We start from the raw sequence: 16,177 nt of genomic DNA, 5'->3' as shown, positions 1-16,177 counted from the left end.
CGGCGATGACGACGGACTGGATCGAGATCGGCCTGCTGGAAGACGTCCCGCGCGAGGGCGCAAGGCTGATCAGGACGCCAAGTGGCTGCATTGCCGTGTTCCGCACGGCGGGCGACGAGGTGCATGCGCTTGACGACCGCTGTCCGCACAAGGGCGGCCCGCTCAGCCAGGGCATCGTCCACGGCACGTCGGTGACCTGCCCCTTGCACAACTGGGTCTTCGACCTTTCCACCGGCATGGCGCAAGGCGCCGACGAGGGGCGGGTCGCGACCTATCCGGTGCGCGTGCGGGACGGGGTGCTGCAGATCGCCGCCGGCCAGCTTGTGACGCAGGGGTGACGAGCCATGCCGGATAGCGTGCGCACGACCTGCCCCTATTGCGGTGTCGGCTGCGGGGTGATCGCCACCCGGCAGGACGACGGCCGGGTGAGCGTTGCCGGCGATCCCGGGCATCCGGCGAATTTCGGCCGGCTCTGTTCGAAGGGGTCGGCGCTTGCCGACACGCTTGCCGATCCGGACCGGCTGCTCTTCCCGGAAATCGCAGGGAAACGGGTCGGCTGGGACGCGGCGCTCGACATGATCGCAACGCGCTTTGCGGAGATGATCGCTGAGCACGGTCCCGACAGCGTTGCCTTCTATGTGTCGGGACAGATCCTGACCGAGGACTACTACGTTGCCAACAAGCTGATGAAGGGGTTCATCGGTTCGGCCAATATCGACACGAATTCAAGGCTCTGCATGGCCTCGTCGGTCGCCGGCCACCGACGTGCCTTCGGCTCCGACACGGTGCCGGGAACCTATGAGGACCTGGAGGAGGCCGATCTCGTCGTGCTCGTCGGTTCCAACCTCGCCTGGTGCCATCCGGTTCTCTACCAGCGACTGGAGGCGGCGCGCGCCCGGCGGCCGAACCTGAGGCTGGTGGTGATCGATCCGCGCCGCACGGCGACGGCGGCGAGCGCCGATCTGCATCTGGCCTTGGCGCCGGATACGGACGTCGCGCTTTACAACGGGTTGCTCGCCGCCCTGGAGAGCGCGGGACGGATCGACCGCACCTATGTCGCGGAGCACACGCATGGGCTGGAGGCTGCGCTGGAGATTGCGCGCGGTTTCGACATCGCCACTGTCTCGACGGAAACGAGGCTCGCGGCGGCCGACATCGCCCGCTTCTACCAGTGGGTGGCGGAAACGCCGAAGACGGTGACGGTCTACAGTCAGGGCGTGAACCAGTCGGTCGTCGGCACCGACAAGGTCAACGCGATCCTCAACACCCATCTGGCGGCGGGTCGCATCGGCCGGCCCGGCTGCGGTCCCTTCTCCGTCACCGGCCAGCCGAACGCCATGGGCGGGCGCGAGGTTGGCGGGCTCGCCAACATGCTGGCTGCCCACATGGCCATTGAGAGCCCGGCGCATCGCGGCATCGTGCAGGGCTTCTGGAAAAGCCCGCGCATCGCCGAACGTCCCGGGCTGAAGGCGGTGGAGATGTTTCAGGCCTTGCGCGAGGGGCGCATCAAGGCGATCTGGATCATGGCGACCAATCCGGTCGACAGCCTGCCGGATGCCGACGGCGTGCGCGAAGCGCTCGCGGGTTGCGATTTCGTTGTCGTCTCCGACGTGACGAGACGCACGGACACCGTGCCTTTCGCCGATGTGCTGCTGCCGGCGGCGGCCTGGGGCGAGAAGGACGGCACGGTGACCAATTCCGAGCGACGGATTTCGCGCCAGCGCGCGTTCCGAGTGCCGCCCGGCGAGGCGCGCACCGACTGGTGGGCGCTTGCGCAAGTGGCGCGGCGGATGGGTTTTGCCGATGGCTTCGCGTATCGGCGGCCCGCCGACATTTACCGCGAGCACGCGGCCCTTTCGAGCGAGCAGAACGACGGGTCACGCGATTTCGATATCGGCGCCCATGCGGCGATCGATCAGGCGGAATATGAAGCGCTCGAACCCTTCCAGTGGCCGCTGCGAGCCGATGGCAGCGGTGCGGCGCGGTTCTTCGCGGAAGGTGGGTTCTTTACCGCCGACGGCCGGGCGGCGATCTGGCCCGTTGCCTATCAGGCGCCAAGGAAGCGCGAGCGGCGCTATCCGCTAGTGCTCAACACGGGCCGTATCCGCGACCAGTGGCACATGATGACGCGCACCGGCCTGAGCCCGCGGCTTCTCACCCACATGGCCGAGCCGTTTTGCGAAGTCCATCCGCGCGATGCCGAGCGGGCCGGCGTCAACGACGCGCAAGTCGTCGTGCTGGAAAGCCCGCATGGACGCGTCCTGCTGCGCGCGCTGGTCAGCGACCGGGCGCGGGAGGGCTCGGTCTTCGTGCCGATGCACTGGAGCGACCAGTTCGCGGCCGCCGGCCGGGTCGATGCGCTGGTGGGGCCTGAGACCGATCCGGTGTCGGGCCAGCCGGGCTCGAAGTTCACGCCCGTCGCGCTGCGGCCTTTTGTGGCGGGCTGGTACGGTTTCGCCGTGCTGCGGGAGCGGCCTGAAAAGATCGATACGGACTACTGGGCCATCGCCCCGGTCGAGGGCGGTTGGCGGGTCGAGCTTGCGGGACGCGGAGAGGGGACTGCCGACGCGCTTTTCCGGGTGCTTGCCGCTTCCTCCGGCGAGCAGGGCGACCGGCTCTCCTACCGGGATACGGCAAGCGGCGAGGAGCGGCTTGCCTGCTGGGAGGGCGGGCGGCTTGTCGCGGCCCTGTTCACGGGCCCCGCGCCGGTCGGCGTGTCGCGAGCCTGGGCGTGCGGACTGCTGGCGACCGAGTTTCCCTTGCTGGGCGACCGGGCGTCGGTGCTGGCCGGCCGGCCGGGCGGCGCGGCGCCGGATATAGGCGCCATCGTCTGCTCCTGCCGCAATGTGGGGCTCAACCAGATTACTGCGGCGATCGAGGCGGGCGCCTGCGACGTCGCCACCATCGGCGAGGCCGTCGATGCGGGAACGCAATGCGGGTCCTGCCGGTCAGAGATCGGCACGATCCTGGCGAGGGTGCAGGCCGGCGCATCGCAGGCCGTTGGAACACAGGCAGCGGAGGATGCGGATGAGCAGGTCGCGGAAGCCGTCTGAGACGGAGAAGCGGCGGGCACCGCCGCGCATGGGTCGGCTTGCCTGCCTGCCGGTCTTCCTGCCGCTCGAAGGGCGACGTGTGCTTGTCGCCGGTGGCGCGGACGCGGCCGCATGGAAGGCGGAACTTCTGGCGGCCTGCGGAGCGGAGGTTCATGTGTTCGCCGAGACCTGCGATGCCGCGATGGCGGCGCTGGTCACGGAAGGAGCCGCTGCCGGGTCCTTCGTGCATCATGCCGCGCTATGGAAACCGGAAGACCACGCCGGCATGGCGCTTGCCGTTGCGGATGCGCAGGAGGAGGCGGAGGCGTCGGCCTTTGCCGAAGCCGCGCGGGCGGCAGGCGTTCCCTGCAACCTGATCGACCGGCCGGATTTCTGCCAGTTCCAGTTCGGGTCCATCGTCAACCGCTCGCCGGTGGTGATCGGCATCTCGACGAGCGGCGCGGCGCCCATTCTGGGCCAGGCGATCCGCCAGCGGATCGAGACGCTCCTGCCGCCGACACTCGCCGACTGGGCAGAGCTTGCCACCGGAATGCGCGGCCGGGTGATGGATGTGCTCGCGCCCGGTGCCGGGCGGCGCGCCTTCTGGGAGGGTTTCGTGCGCCGTGCCTTTTCCGGTCCCCTCGATGCGGTGGCGGAAGCCGGCGTCCGCTCCTTGCTGGCGCGTATCGCAGCGTCACCGGACATGGCGCGGGGGCGGGTGACACTGGTCGGTGCCGGACCGGGGGATGCAGGTCATCTCACCATGAACGCGATCCGGGCGCTGCAGGGTGCCGAGGTGGTGCTCTATGACGCCGGCGTTTCCGCCGAGGTGCTGGAGCTGGCGCGGCGCGAGGCGAAACGCATGCTGGTCGGCGCGGTGACAGGCGGGGGCGAGGCAGAACGCGAGGGGGTTCAACTCGCCGCGACGCTGGCCGGTCAGGGACGGCAGGTTGTGCGGCTGGTGCCGGGCGATCCGCGTGAGGCGGGAGACAGCGGACTGGCCGGGGAACTGCGGGCGCTTGGCGTGAGCGTCGAAATCGTTGCCGGCGTCCGGGAGACGAGCGAAGCGAGGGGCCGGGATGCCGGAGGGATACGGACAGAGACCGGCCACCTCGCGGCTGGCTATCCGGTTTCGTTATAGCGCCTTCGAATATTGGTATTTGATTGACATATCACTCTGCCGTCTCCTGAGCTGCGAAATGCGTGTGGACGCCCGTCGGCGAGAGCCTTCCGAGAAGCGGTCGCCACACGCGCCAAGCCAGTTCGGGGAGCCCCATCGATGTCGAGACTGTCGGCCTTCAATTTCCAGAAATGGATCGACGAGCACAAGCATCTGCTGAAGCCGCCGGTCGGCAACCAGCAGGTCTGGAAGGACGCGGACCTGATGGTCACCGTCGTCGGCGGACCGAACAAGCGCACCGATTATCACGACGATCCGGTCGAGGAGTTCTTCTACCAGCTCAAGGGCGACATGCTCCTCAAGGTCTATGACGGCAAGGAGTTCTACGACGTGCCGATCCGCGAGGGCGAGATCTTCCTGCTGCCGGCGCATGTGCGCCATTCGCCGCAACGCCCGCAGGAAGGCTCCATCGGTCTCGTGGTCGAGCCGGCGCGCCCCGAAGGCGCACTCGACGCGATCGAGTGGTACTGCTTCGAGTGCGAGCACCTGGTGCACCGCTCCGAGCTGGATCTTGAATCCATCGTCGACGACCTGCCGCCGGTCTACAAGGCGTTCTACGCGTCCGAGGATGCACGCACCTGCCCCAATTGCGGCACGGTCCATCCGGGCAAGGAACCGCCGGAAGGCTGGGTGACGCTCTGAACGCCGGCGGCATCCGCCGCCACCCTACGTCCAACCGTTTTTCATCAGCATCGCGCCGGGCGCCCCAGGGCCTTCCCGGCGAGGGAGGAGCATGACATGAAATCCGTATCTCACCTGGCAAGCCTGGTTCCCGCGGCCGCGCTGGCGCTGTCGCTGGGCACGGGCGCTGCCCAGTCGAAGGAGTTTCGTCTCGGCCTGATCACGCCGCCGCCGCATATCTGGACGGTGGCGGCGACAGCCTTCGGCGACGAGCTCAAGTCGGCCTCCGGCGGCAAGCACACGGTCACCGTTTTTCCCTCGCAGCAGCTCGGCAACGAGGCGCAGATGATGCAGCAGCTGCAGACCGGCGCGCTCGACATGGCCTTCCTGACCATCGCCGAAGTGTCGAACCGGGTGCCAGATTTCGGCGCATTCTATGCGCCCTATCTGGCCGACGATGTCGCCCATGCCGGCCGTATCCTGCGTTCCGACGTGGCCAAAGACCTGCTGAGCGGTCTGCCGCAGAAGGCCGGCGTCATCGGCATCGGCTATTCGATGGGCGGTCTTCGCCAGATCGTCAGCCGCGATCCGGTCACGAGTGCCGCCGACCTTGCCGGCAAGAAGCTGCGCATCACGCCGTTCGAGCCGATCAAGGACTTCTACAACGCGCTCGGCGCAGCCTCGACGCCGATGCCGCTTCCGGCGGTCTATGACGCGCTGGCCAATGGTCAGGTCGATGCCATCGACATGGACGCGGAGCTGATCTGGGCGCTCAAGTACTATGAGCATGCCGACACGATCCTGATCTCCAACCACATGATGTTCCCGATGGTGGGACTGGTCTCGGCCCGCGTCTGGCAGTCGCTGTCGGAAGAGGATCGCGCGATGATCGGCAAGCTGATGGCGCGCCATCTCGACGGGGCGATCGACACCTATGTGCAGAAGGAAGGCGACTGGCTGCTCTCGGTCGAGGGCACCGGCCGCACCATCGTCGAGGCAGACGCCGCCTTCTTCGCCGATGCGATCGGCAAGTGGGAAGCGATCTGGACCGAAAAGGCCCCGGTCTTGAAGGACCTGCGCAAGGTCGCCGAGGAAACGCGCTGACGGGCAACCCGGCCGCCCCTTGCGGGCGGCCCCGGTTGTCGTGTGAAATGGCTCCGTGATCAGGGCGCGGACTGGCTGCCACGGTGGTTCGTCCGCGCTTTTTCATGACGGGCCCGCGCGGACGCGGGCGACGGGAGACAAGGGATGCTTTACCGGTTGTCCGCCTTGTGGGCGCGCGCGGAGATCGCGCTCGCCGCACTTCTTGCCGCCCTGGTCACCGTGCTTATCCTTGTCAATGTCGCGACACGCTCGGCCCGGATGGCGATCTTCTGGATCGACGAGGCGGCGATCTACGCGATGATCTGGATGACTTTCCTCGCCGCGTCGGCCGCCGTCCACCAGCGTACCGCCGTTGCCGTGACGCTGGTTCCCGACATGCTGAGCGGGCGTTCCAGGGCGCGCCTCACGGCGGTGCTCGACCTTGTCGCGCTGGGCTTCGGGCTTGCCATCGCATGGTTCTGCTGGATCTGGTTCGATCCGGCGGGCTTTGCCGCTGCCGGTTTCGATATCGAGGCGTTCCAGGGCGCCACCTTCAACTTCATCTACGCGGAACCGACCACCACGCTCGGCATCCGCAAGGCCTGGGTCTGGCTGATCATGCTGATCTTCTCCTTCGGCTTCGTGCTGCATGCACTGGCCAACCTGTCGCGCTCGTTGCCCGTCGCCCTCAAGGGGGGCGAGGAGGCCTCCACCGGAGATGCCGCATGACCGGCGCGGTCTTTCTGGTCCTGCTCTTCGCCGGCGTTCCGATCAGCCTGGTGCTGTGCCTGTCGGCGGCCTGGTACATCCAGGCGAGCGAAAACACCGTGCTCTACGCGAGCTTTGCCCAGCAGCTGTTCTCCGGCGTGGAGAGCTACGGTCTGCTCGCCATTCCGCTTTTCATGCTGACCGGCGAGTTGATGAACGAGGGAGGGCTGACACAGCGCCTGATCCAGGCCGCGCGCGTCTTCGTTGGCGGGTTTCGCGGCGGCCTCGCCTATATCAACCTGCTTGCGAACATGTTCATGGCGGCGATCATCGGGTCGGCCGCCTCGCAGATCGCGGTGATGTCGCGGGCGATGGTGCCGGCGATGGAGGCCGAGGGTTACCGGCGCGAGTTCGCCGCCGCGACGACAGCCGCCGGCGGCTTGCTGTCACCGATCATTCCGCCGTCGATGCTGTTCGTCATCTACGGCGTGCTTGCCCAGATCCCGATCGGTGACATGTTCATGGCCGGTATCGTCCCGGGCCTGATCCTGTCGGCCTCGTTCTTCGTCATCGTCACGCTGGTCGGCCTGCGCGAGGGGTTCCCGCAAGGGCGCTGGATGTCCGCGCCGGAAGTGCGCGCCGCGCTGATCGATTGCCTGCCGGCATCGCTCATTCCTGTCGCCATCGTCGGCGGCATCCTGCTCGGCATCGCGACGCCGACGGAGTCTGCCGCCGTTGCCTCGCTGGTCGCGCTGGTGATCGGGCGGTTCGTCTATGGCGAGTTGAAGCTTGACCGGCTCGCGGCGCTGTTCGTGCGAACCGCGACCAATTCGAGCCTGGTGATCTTCCTGATCGCCGCCGCCAATGTCTTCGGCTGGGTGATCATCTACGAAGCGATCCCGCAGAAGCTCGCGGCCCAGATCATCACGCTGACCGAGGATCCCTTCGTCTTCCTGCTGATCGTCAATCTCGTGCTGTTCGTGATCGGCATGGTGATCGACGGGATCGCGGCGCTGATCCTGGTGGTGCCGATCCTGCTGCCGATCGCCCAGCAGCACTACAATGTCGATCCCTACCAGTTCGGGGTGATCGTCTGTCTCAACCTGGTGCTGGGACTGCTGACGCCGCCGGTCGGCGCGGGGCTCTACATCGCCTCGGCGATGAGCGGGGCGCGACCGATGGCGATCTTCCGCGCGCTCTATCCCTTCCTTGCGGCGGTGGCGCTGGTGCTGCTGCTGCTCAGCTGGGCGCCGATCCTGTCGACCATCCTGATCAGGTAGCCGGGTGGTCGGTCGGGCCGGGCCGGCAGCTTCAGAAGCTTCCCGCGACCTGGCGCAACTGCTCGAGGAAATAGCTGACGGCGGGCGTCAGGCCCTTGCCCTTGCGATAGGAGACACCGACGGGCCCGATGGGGATCGGCACATCCCAGGGCAGGCGGGCGAGGATGCCGGCGGCGATGTCCTGGTCGACGACATGGCTCGGCAGCATGCCGATCATCGTCGAATTGGCGAGCAGGCTGCGATTGGCAAGGAAGGAAACGGATTCCACCGCGTTGATCGGCGAGGACAGGCCGTGGTCGAGAAAGACCAGGTCGATCTGCCGGCGCAAGGTGGTTTCCGGCGGCGGCAGGATCCAGCCATATTCCATCATGTCGGCGAAGCCGACACGCTTGCGCGACACCAGCGGATGGTTGACGCCGGTCACCGCGATCACCTTTTCCTCGTAGAGGCGCTCCTGCAGCAGCTCGTCCCGGTGGCGATGGGTGGGAAGCCGGCCGACAACGAGATCGAGCTCGCCCGAGCGCAGCGCCGGCATCAGCACCTCGTTGGTGCCTTCCTGGATCTTGATCGACAGATTGGGTTTTTCCGCGAGCACCCGGGTGATGGTCCTGGGCAGGAGAAGCGAGGAGGCGGCGAGCAGCGTGCCGATGACGATGCGGCCGCTCGACCCTTCGGCGAGATCGTCGAGCTCCTGTGCCGCGTGGGAGATCTGGGCGAAGATCAGCTTGCCGTGGCGGGCCAGCGCCTCGCCGTAAATGGTCGGCACCACGCCGCGATTGGTGCGCTCGAACAGCATGACGCCGAAGTCGGCTTCAAGGTCCTTGATCAGCTTGGTGGCGGCCGGCTGCGACAGGTTCAGTTCGCGCGCCGCATGCAGGATCGAGCTGTGCCGTTCGACGGCGACAAGCAGGCGAAGCTGCTTCAGCTTCAGCCGCGTCAGGATGCGCTCGACGATGCGGAAATGCTTCTGGGTCGGTTCGCTCATCGGACCTTGCGCCGTTGCGCGAGCCGCCGCCGACGGGCGGTCGCCGATCTCAGGCGGTAGCCGATCCACGTCGGTCACGCAACCAGGATCGGGGTCTCGAGCGACAGGGCGGCATGGATCATGCTCATGGCCGTGAGCGCGGAGGATTTGGGGTTGTCGGGAAGCGGCCGGCCCTGCAGGCGGAGCGTGAAGGTGCCGAAATCGCCCTCGGCTTCCAGCTCATGGCAATTGCTGGTGCAGGCCGGGTCGGCGATCAGCTCGACCTCGGTCGCGTCGAAGCCGATGCCGGCCAGCGCAATGCTGGCCGTGACATTGGCATTCTTCGGGTAGAGACGCGCCGCCTCGCGCGCTGAGCCGCGAAAATGGGTGCGCGCGGCATCGAGGCGGTCGAGATCCAGGATGGTTTCGGCGGGTGTGCCGCGCCAGCTCGCCGGCGGCTTGCGGCCGCGATAGGTCACCCGGGCAAGGCCGCCCTCGCGCGCGGAGGCGAGAACGTCGAGCCCGCCGATTGCGCCGGCCGCGATGCGCAGCCTCGCTTGGCCGTCGCGGGCGGCCGCGGCCAGCGTGTCCCTCAAGCTGTCGTCGGCCAGCGCGCCAGCCGCGACGCTGGTCAGGTCGATGCCCTGGCGAAGGATCCTCTCGCCATGGGCGATCAGTCCGGAGTGACCGGCGCAATCGAGCACCAGGTCCGGGCGGGCAGGCAACTCGCAGATGTCGCCGACAACGGCCAGGCCCTCGCCCATCGCCGCCCGCGCTGCACCGAGGCCGTCCGCCCGGCCGATGACGCCGGCGAGGCGGATGGTCTCGCGGCCGGCAAGCGCACCGGCGACATGTCGTGCGATCGCGCCGTATCCGATGATGGCGACAAGCTTCATTCACTGCTCCGGAGCTGGCTGGAAACCTTGTGCAATTCTGGGGCAGAGCGGGAGGTTTTGATATCCAATATACAGATAGCAGATTTGAAACATGATATTTGCCGCGATATCTGAAGAGCGTCACTCTCCGGCAAACCCCATCCGGGCACGTCCGTGGCCCAGCCTCAGAAAGCGGGTAATTTGCCGTGACGATCGATACCGCGGGCCATGCCTTGGCCAGCCCCTTTTCCGCCGACGGGACGCGTGCTCGCGGCGAAGCGCAGATCGGTCGCGCGGTGCGGCGGCGCGAGGACGATGCCCTGGTGACCGGGCAGGGTTGTTATGTGGCCGACGTGCCGCTCGACAAGCCGCTGCATGTCGCCTTCGTGCGCAGTCCGATGCCGGCGGGCGAAATCCTCTCCTGCGACGGGGAGGGGGCGCTGGACATGGCAGGCGTTGCCGGTTTCGCCTGCGGCGAGGACGTCAGGCATCTTGGCCGGCTCAGCGTCAATCCCGTCCTGACGATCGAGGGCGAGGCGCCGTTCCCGGTGCTGGCCCGCGGCCGTGTCGCAGCCGTCGGACAACCGGTCGCCGCTGTCTTTGCCGAAAGCCGGGCTCTTGCCCAGGACGCTGCCGACATGGTGATGCTCGATATCGGGGATGTGCAGGACGGGCCGTCCCTGGATGGCGACGCGCGCATTTCGGGTCATTGGCGAGAGGGCGACGTCGAGGCGGCGATGGCATCCGCTGCCCATGTCGTGGAGGTTCGGGTCGAGCATCCGCGCCTGGCGCCGTCGCCGCTGGAACCGCGCGGTATCGCGGTCGCGTTCGATGCCGCCACGGAAAGCGTCACCGTCTGGTACTCGACGCAGACACCGCATCGCGCGCGGCGCGAACTCTGCCGCATCCTCGGTGTCGAGGAGGCGCGGATCGCGGTCAAGGCGCCGGATGTCGGCGGCGCCTTCGGCATGAAGGCTTCCCTCTATCCCGAGGAAGTGCTGTGCGTGTGGGCCGCCTTTCGGTTTCGCCGCGACATGCGCTGGATTGCCTCGCGAGCTGAGGACCTGCTCTCGGCCAGCCACGGGCGCGGCGCGACCAGCCGGGGACGGCTGGCGGTTGACGCCGAGGGCCGCTTTCTGGCGCTTTCCGCCGAGATCGAGTGCCCGCTCGGCCATTGGTTGCCCTCGAGCGCTGCCATCCCGCCGTGGAATGCCGGGCGCATCCTGCCGGGCGGCTACGCGCTCGGCGTCATCGACGTGCGCTCGCGCGCCCGGCTTTCCAACAGTGCCGCTGTCGGCATCTATCGCGGCGCCGGCCGGCCGGAAGCGAACTGCCTGATGGAACGGCTGGTCGACGAGGCGGCGGCGGCGACCGGTCTCGATCCGCTGGAGATCCGCCGGCGCAACCTGCTGCCCCCCGAAATTTTCCCTCATCGTACGGCGAGCGGCGTCACGCTCGATTCCGGCCGCTATGGCGCGCTGCTCGAAAAGCTGGCGGCGGAGGCCGGTTATGCGGACCTGCGCGAGGCCGTCGCGGCGCGACGCGCGCATGGCGAGATCGTCGGACTGGGGCTCGGCTTTTACATCGAGCCTTGCGGCACGGGCTGGGAGAGCGCCCGCGTGACGCTGCATCCCGATGGCCGTGCCGAAGTGGCGGCCGGCGGCAGCAGCCAAGGGCACGGGCGCGAGACGGCCTTCGCCCAGATTGTCGCCGACCGGCTGGCGCTGCCGCTGGAACGGGTGGCGGTCCGGCACGGCTCGACGCAGGACTGTCCGACCGGGATCGGTGCGCTGGCGAGCCGCAGCACCGCGATCGGCGGCGGCGCGCTCGTTGCCGCCTGCGACGAGGTGCTGGCGAAGCGTGCGGCCGGCGAAGGCTCGGACGTGCCGGTGAGCGCCGAGGTGATCTACGAGACCGAAGGCGAGGCCTGGGGCTACGGCGCTTATCTGGTGCTTCTGTCTATCGATCCGGAGACGGGCGCTCCGACCATCGAGCGCGCCCATTGTGTCGACGACATAGGCACGGTGATCAATCCGATGCTGGTCGAGGGGCAGATCCGCGGCGGTTTCGCGCAAGGGCTGGGCGAGGCACTGATGGAGCGCATCGTCTATGACGGCGACGGCCAGCTCGTGACGGGATCGCTGATGGATTACGCATTGCCGCGTGCCTCCGACATGCCGCCGCTTGCCATTGGCAAGACGGTGACGCCCTCGCCCTTCAATCCGCTCGGCGCCAAGGGGGTCGGCGAAGCCGGCACGATCGGTGCGCCCGCGGCCATCCTCAACGCCGCCAGCGACGCGCTGCGTCCGTTTGGTGTCACCGACCTTGCCATGCCGCTCACCGCCGAAAGGCTGTGGGAGGCGCTTCGTACCGCCCGAAAGAGGTGATTAGATGAACTATTCCCGCCTGGACGCCAAGGACCATGCCCGCGCCAACATGAAGGGCATCTGGGCCGCCGCGCTCAATCCCTTCAACGAGGATTTCTCGTTCAATGAGGCAGGCTTGAGGGCCAATATCCGCCACTGGGTGGACGACCTCGGCATTGCCGGCCTGTTCATCGCCGGCAAGCAGGGCGAGTTCTTCTCCATGTCGCTCGACGAGCGCAAGCGCAATTTCGAGATCGCGGTGGAGGAGACGTCCGGCCGGGCCGGCACGATCATGTCCTGCTCCGACCAGAATTTCGACACGGTGATCGAGCTGGCGAAACACGCCGAGGCGGTCGGTGCCGACTACATCGTCGTGCATGCGCCGGTGCTCAATTTCGTCACCGATCAGGATGACACCGTCTACGCGTATTACAAGGCGATCTGCGAGCAGGTGAACATCGGCATTGCCATGTGGAGCCATCCGGATTCCGGTTACCTGATGAGCCCGGAACTGTGCGCCCGCGTTGCCGAATTGCCCAATATCGTGGCCATCAAGTACAGCGTGCCGCGGCCGATGTATGTGAAGCTGACCGAGATGGTCGGCGACAGGATCCTGGTCTCCACCGCCTCCGAGGAGGAGTGGCTCGACAACATTCTCGAGCTCGGATGGCAGCTCTACCTGTGCTCCTCGCCGCCCTATCTGCTGCAGAGCGCCAACGACCGGCGCATGCACGACTACACGCTGGCAGCTTTCGCGGGCGATGCCGCGCGGGCGCGGGAGATCAGCGCCAGCCTCGATCCGGTGCGCAAGGCCCTGCGGGGGACGCGACCGGGCGGCAAGCCGCAGGCGCACCAGAAATACTGGCAGGAACTGCTCGGCCAGGTCGGCGGGCCGGTGCGTCCGCCGCTGCTGCAGCTGACGGATGCGGAGCGCGCGGCGACGAAGGCCGCCTTCGAGGCCTGCGGGCTGAAGCTCTGAGGCTGGCAAGCAGACGGACACGTGAAGGGCCGCCAATGGCGGCCCTTTGAGTTTCAGTTGCCTCAGGCTTGCGGAATCTCGGTGTTTTCCGCATCGGGCGTCAGGCTCTGCTCGGCCTCCGCCGTCGGCTGCCGGGTGAAGCCGGAGACGCCGGCGGTTTCCTCGTAGTCGCGCGGGATCTCGACAGGGCTTGCCACATAGGCAGTGATCAATTCGGCGAGCGAACGCAGCGCATGCATGTGGATGCGCTCGTAGCCATGCGAGCTGTCGATGCCGAAGGTGATCAGCGCGGTGCGCACATCGGCTCCCGCCTCAACCGCGCTGGCCGAATCCGAGCGGTAGTAGCGGAACACGTCCTTCTGGTAGCGGATGTCGTTCTCCTGGCAGAGTTCGACGAGCTTCTTGGTCAGGTGGTAGTCGAAGGGGCCGGTCTGGTCGGCCATCGAGAAGGTGACGCCGAACTCGCTGGAGTTCTGGCCCGGCGCGGTGGTGCCGTTGTCCACCGCGATCAGCGAGGCGACGTCGTGGGTGATGATCGAGGACGCGCCGACGCCGACTTCCTCGGCGATGGTGAAGAGCCAGTGGATGTCGACGGGCGTCTCGACATTGGCCTCCTTCAGCGCCTTCAGCGCGGCAAGCATGACCGCAACGCCGGCCTTGTTGTCCAGATGGCGCGAGATGATGAAGCCGTTTTCCAGGAATTCCGGTTGCGGGTCGATGGCGACGATGTCGCCGACCTCGATGCCGAGCCGGTCGAGATCGCCGCGGCCGAAGGCCAGCGCGTCGACCCGCAGTTCGACATGGTCCCAGCCGATCGGCGAGGTGTCGATCTCGTCGTTGAAGGTGTGGCCGGAGGATTTCAGCGACAGGATCGTGCCGCGATAGGCGCCGGACTGCGAGAACATGGTGATGCGCGCGCCTTCGGCGAAGCGCGCCGACCAGTTGCCGATCGGAACCAGCGCGAGGCGGCCGTTCTCCTTCAGGTATTTCACCTGTGCGCCGAGCGTGTCCAGATGGGAGACGAGGGCCCGGGCACCGCGGGTCTCGCGGCCGCGGCGGATCGTGCGGATCGCGCCGCGCCGCGTCAGTTCCACCGGCAGTCCGAGACGCTCCAGCTCGGCCGAAACGAAGCGCACGACCGTGTCCGTGTAGCCTGTCGGGCTCGGGATCATGAGCAGCGCTTCCAGGGTTTGAGCGAGGTATTCGGTGTCGATGGTCAGTCGTGTCATGGGGCCCCCTGGTTGGTGTGCTGGTCGGTGACAGCCTGGCGGGCGGTCGCCGGCATGGAAAGCGGAAACAGAAGATCGACGAACCGCTCGGCCGTCGGTTGCGGTTCGTGGTTGGCAAGGCCGGGACGCTCGTTGGCCTCGATGAACCGGTAGCCGGCCTCCGTCGGTGCCTTGACCATCAGGTCGATGCCGGTCACCGGAATGTCGATGGCCCGCGCGGCGCGCACCGATGCCTCGACAAGCGTGGGGTGAACGATGTCGGTGACGTCGTGGATGGTGCCGCCGGTATGCAGGTTGGCGGTGCGCCGCACCAGCAGTTCCTCGCCGGCGGGAAGCACCGTGTCCATGTCGTGCCCGGCCTGGCGAACCGTTCGCAGGGTTTCGGCATCGAGGGGAATGTGCGATTCGCCCCCGGTTGCCGCCGCGCGGCGGCGGCTTTGCGCCTCGATCAGTTCGCGGATGCGGCTCGACCCGTTGCCGACCACAGACGGCGGGCGGCGGATTGCGGCGGCCACCAGGCGGTAGTTGATGACGATCAGGCGCAGGTCCTGGCCTTCCACGCATTCCTCCACCAGCACCGTGTCGCAGAGCCGTCCGGCTTCCTCGATGGCGGCGTCGATGTCCTCCTGCGAGGTCAGGCCGACGGCAACGCCGCGGCCTTGCTCGCCTCGGGCCGGCTTGACGACGACCTTGCCATGCTCGCGCAGGAAGTCCTCGAGATCGCCGTTGCCCTGTCCGGCGACGATCTGGGCCGGAACGTGTACGCCGGCGCCCTCGACCACCTTGCGGGTCGCGGTCTTGTCGTCGCAGATCGACATGGCGACGGCGCTGGTCAGTTCGCTCAGGCTCTCCCGGCAGCGGATCGTGCGGCCGCCCTGCGAGAGCGAGAAGAAGCCCCGCTCGGCATCGTTGACCTCGACGCGGATGCCGCGCCGGCGCGCCTCGCGCACGATGATCTTGGCGTAGGGGTTGAGCGCCTCGTCCATGTCGGGGCCGGTGTAGAGCGTCTCGTTGATCGGGTTCTTTCGCTTCACCGTGAAGAAGGGAACGCGGGCGAAGCCGAGCTTCTCGTAGAGGGAGATTGCCTGGTCGTTGTCATGCATGACCGACAGGTCGAGATGGGCAAGGCCGCGCGCGGCGAAATAGTCCGCCAGGTGGCGGACAAGCGCCTGGCCGACGCCGGGGTGGCGGGCCTGGGGATCGACGGCGAGGCACCAGAGCGAGGCACCGCGTTCGGGATCGTTGAAGGCGCGGGCGTGGTCGACGCCGGTCACGGTGCCGAGGATCTCTCCGCTGGCCTCGTCCTCGGCGACGAAATAGCAGATCGAGCGCGCGTCGCGCTTCGACCAGAAGAAGTCCGGCGGCACCGGCACCATGCCGCGCGCGGCGTAGATGCGGTTGATCGCCTCCGCGTCGGTCTGGGCGGTGAGGCGGCGCAGGAAGAAGCCGGCCGGCGCCTTTTTCGACGAGCGATAGGTGGCGAGGTCGAGGCGGAACGTGTGCGAGGGGTCGAGGAAGATCTCCTGCGGGGCGTTGGCCAGCAGCACATGCGGATCGCGCACATAGACCGCGATGTCGCGCCGGTCGGGCAACTCGCCCTCCAGCGTCGTCAGCAGTTTCTCGGTGTCGTGGAAGGTCTGGCCGAACAGCAGGCGCCCCCATCCGAGATCGAGCGCGCAATTCTCCAGCGGCACGGGCGTGTCGGCATGCTGGTTGTCGATGGGCGGCTTCAGCCCGTGCTCGCGCATGCGCTTGAGCCGGTATGCATAGGCATCCCGGTGACGGGTATCGCGTGCGGCCCGCGCGGGGGCGTCCGTTCCCTTGCCGCCCTTGCCGCCGGTTTTCTTCGCCGTCATGACC

13 protein-coding genes are annotated in these 16,177 nt (G+C 67.4%); 9 read left to right on the top strand and 4 right to left on the bottom strand.

Going from position 1 to position 16,177, the window contains the following annotated elements:
• Positions 1-5: 5 nt before the first annotated feature.
• The 7 genes from nirD (at position 6) to ACQY46_RS22025 (ending at position 7,904) form a co-directional block, all read left to right on the top strand.
• Positions 6-338, top strand: a complete 333-nt coding sequence (gene nirD, locus ACQY46_RS22055; protein WP_428700548.1) for a nitrite reductase small subunit NirD — start codon at positions 6-8, stop codon at positions 336-338.
• Between the two features lie 6 nt (positions 339-344).
• Positions 345-3,053, top strand: coding sequence for a molybdopterin-dependent oxidoreductase (locus tag ACQY46_RS22050; RefSeq protein ID WP_428698105.1), 2,709 nt, complete (start codon positions 345-347; stop codon positions 3,051-3,053).
• Positions 3,028-4,173, top strand: coding sequence for an NAD(P)-dependent oxidoreductase (locus tag ACQY46_RS22045; RefSeq protein ID WP_428698104.1), 1,146 nt, complete (start codon positions 3,028-3,030; stop codon positions 4,171-4,173). Before ACQY46_RS22050 ends, ACQY46_RS22045 begins: the two co-directional genes overlap by 26 nt.
• Before the next feature lie 138 nt (positions 4,174-4,311).
• The gene (locus tag ACQY46_RS22040; protein WP_428698103.1) at positions 4,312-4,854 is read left to right on the top strand and encodes a 3-hydroxyanthranilate 3,4-dioxygenase; all 543 of its coding nucleotides are present in this window, start codon (positions 4,312-4,314) and stop codon (positions 4,852-4,854) included.
• Between the two features lie 96 nt (positions 4,855-4,950).
• Complete coding sequence (locus ACQY46_RS22035) at positions 4,951-5,937, top strand: TRAP transporter substrate-binding protein (protein ID WP_428698102.1); 987 nt, start codon at positions 4,951-4,953, stop codon at positions 5,935-5,937.
• A gap of 144 nt (positions 5,938-6,081) precedes the next feature.
• A complete protein-coding gene (locus tag ACQY46_RS22030; protein ID WP_428698101.1) occupies positions 6,082-6,645 on the top strand; it encodes a TRAP transporter small permease in 564 nt (187 codons plus the stop codon).
• Positions 6,642-7,904: a TRAP transporter large permease gene (locus ACQY46_RS22025; RefSeq protein WP_428698100.1), complete on the top strand. Its 1,263-nt coding sequence runs from the start codon at positions 6,642-6,644 to the stop codon at positions 7,902-7,904. Before ACQY46_RS22030 ends, ACQY46_RS22025 begins: the two co-directional genes overlap by 4 nt.
• Positions 7,905-7,935: 31 nt before the next feature.
• Here ACQY46_RS22025 and ACQY46_RS22020 read toward each other — a convergent pair whose 3' ends face one another.
• The gene (locus ACQY46_RS22020; protein WP_306029575.1) at positions 7,936-8,889 is read right to left on the bottom strand and encodes a LysR substrate-binding domain-containing protein; all 954 of its coding nucleotides are present in this window, start codon (positions 8,887-8,889) and stop codon (positions 7,936-7,938) included.
• A 74-nt stretch (positions 8,890-8,963) separates the two neighbouring features.
• Positions 8,964-9,764: an aspartate dehydrogenase gene (locus ACQY46_RS22015; RefSeq protein ID WP_428698099.1), complete on the bottom strand. Its 801-nt coding sequence runs from the start codon at positions 9,762-9,764 to the stop codon at positions 8,964-8,966.
• 185 nt (positions 9,765-9,949) lie between these two features.
• Between ACQY46_RS22015 and ACQY46_RS22010 the strand changes: the two genes are divergently transcribed.
• Both ACQY46_RS22010 and ACQY46_RS22005 read left to right on the top strand, forming a co-directional pair.
• Positions 9,950-12,130 (top strand): xanthine dehydrogenase family protein molybdopterin-binding subunit, encoded by a 2,181-nt coding sequence (locus tag ACQY46_RS22010; RefSeq protein WP_428698098.1) that lies wholly within the window; start codon positions 9,950-9,952, stop codon positions 12,128-12,130.
• Between the two features lie 4 nt (positions 12,131-12,134).
• A complete protein-coding gene (locus ACQY46_RS22005) occupies positions 12,135-13,088 on the top strand; it encodes a dihydrodipicolinate synthase family protein (protein WP_428698097.1) in 954 nt (317 codons plus the stop codon).
• Between the two features lie 62 nt (positions 13,089-13,150).
• Here ACQY46_RS22005 and ACQY46_RS22000 read toward each other — a convergent pair whose 3' ends face one another.
• Both ACQY46_RS22000 and ngg read right to left on the bottom strand, forming a co-directional pair.
• Positions 13,151-14,317 carry an osmoprotectant NAGGN system M42 family peptidase gene (locus ACQY46_RS22000; RefSeq protein WP_428698096.1) on the bottom strand — a complete coding sequence of 389 codons (1,167 nt, stop codon included), beginning with the start codon at positions 14,315-14,317 and terminating at the stop codon, positions 13,151-13,153.
• Positions 14,314-16,173 carry an N-acetylglutaminylglutamine synthetase gene (gene ngg, locus ACQY46_RS21995; RefSeq protein WP_428698095.1) on the bottom strand — a complete coding sequence of 620 codons (1,860 nt, stop codon included), beginning with the start codon at positions 16,171-16,173 and terminating at the stop codon, positions 14,314-14,316. The genes ACQY46_RS22000 and ngg overlap by 4 nt, the downstream gene beginning before the upstream one ends.
• Positions 16,174-16,177 lie beyond the last annotated feature (4 nt).

It is taken from the genome of Stappia sp., from assembly GCF_965276915.1.
Taxonomy (GTDB): domain Bacteria; phylum Pseudomonadota; class Alphaproteobacteria; order Rhizobiales; family Stappiaceae; genus Stappia.
This window is presented reverse-complemented; position numbering and strand designations above follow the sequence as displayed.

Excerpts from the sequence above, each read along its gene's own strand:
- nirD (WP_428700548.1), top strand. The coding sequence starts at position 6 with ATGACGACGGACTGGATCGAGATCGGCCTGCTGGAAGACGTCCCGCGC.
- ACQY46_RS22050 (WP_428698105.1), top strand. The coding sequence starts at position 345 with ATGCCGGATAGCGTGCGCACGACCTGCCCCTATTGCGGTGTCGGCTGC.
- ACQY46_RS22045 (WP_428698104.1), top strand. The coding sequence starts at position 3,028 with ATGAGCAGGTCGCGGAAGCCGTCTGAGACGGAGAAGCGGCGGGCACCG.
- ACQY46_RS22040 (WP_428698103.1), top strand. The coding sequence starts at position 4,312 with ATGTCGAGACTGTCGGCCTTCAATTTCCAGAAATGGATCGACGAGCAC.
- ACQY46_RS22035 (WP_428698102.1), top strand. The coding sequence starts at position 4,951 with ATGAAATCCGTATCTCACCTGGCAAGCCTGGTTCCCGCGGCCGCGCTG.
- ACQY46_RS22030 (WP_428698101.1), top strand. The coding sequence starts at position 6,082 with ATGCTTTACCGGTTGTCCGCCTTGTGGGCGCGCGCGGAGATCGCGCTC.
- ACQY46_RS22025 (WP_428698100.1), top strand. The coding sequence starts at position 6,642 with ATGACCGGCGCGGTCTTTCTGGTCCTGCTCTTCGCCGGCGTTCCGATC.
- ACQY46_RS22020 (WP_306029575.1), bottom strand. The coding sequence starts at position 8,889 with ATGAGCGAACCGACCCAGAAGCATTTCCGCATCGTCGAGCGCATCCTG.
- ACQY46_RS22015 (WP_428698099.1), bottom strand. The coding sequence starts at position 9,764 with ATGAAGCTTGTCGCCATCATCGGATACGGCGCGATCGCACGACATGTC.
- ACQY46_RS22005 (WP_428698097.1), top strand. The coding sequence starts at position 12,135 with ATGAACTATTCCCGCCTGGACGCCAAGGACCATGCCCGCGCCAACATG.
- ACQY46_RS22000 (WP_428698096.1), bottom strand. The coding sequence starts at position 14,317 with ATGACACGACTGACCATCGACACCGAATACCTCGCTCAAACCCTGGAA.
- ngg (WP_428698095.1), bottom strand. The coding sequence starts at position 16,173 with ATGACGGCGAAGAAAACCGGCGGCAAGGGCGGCAAGGGAACGGACGCC.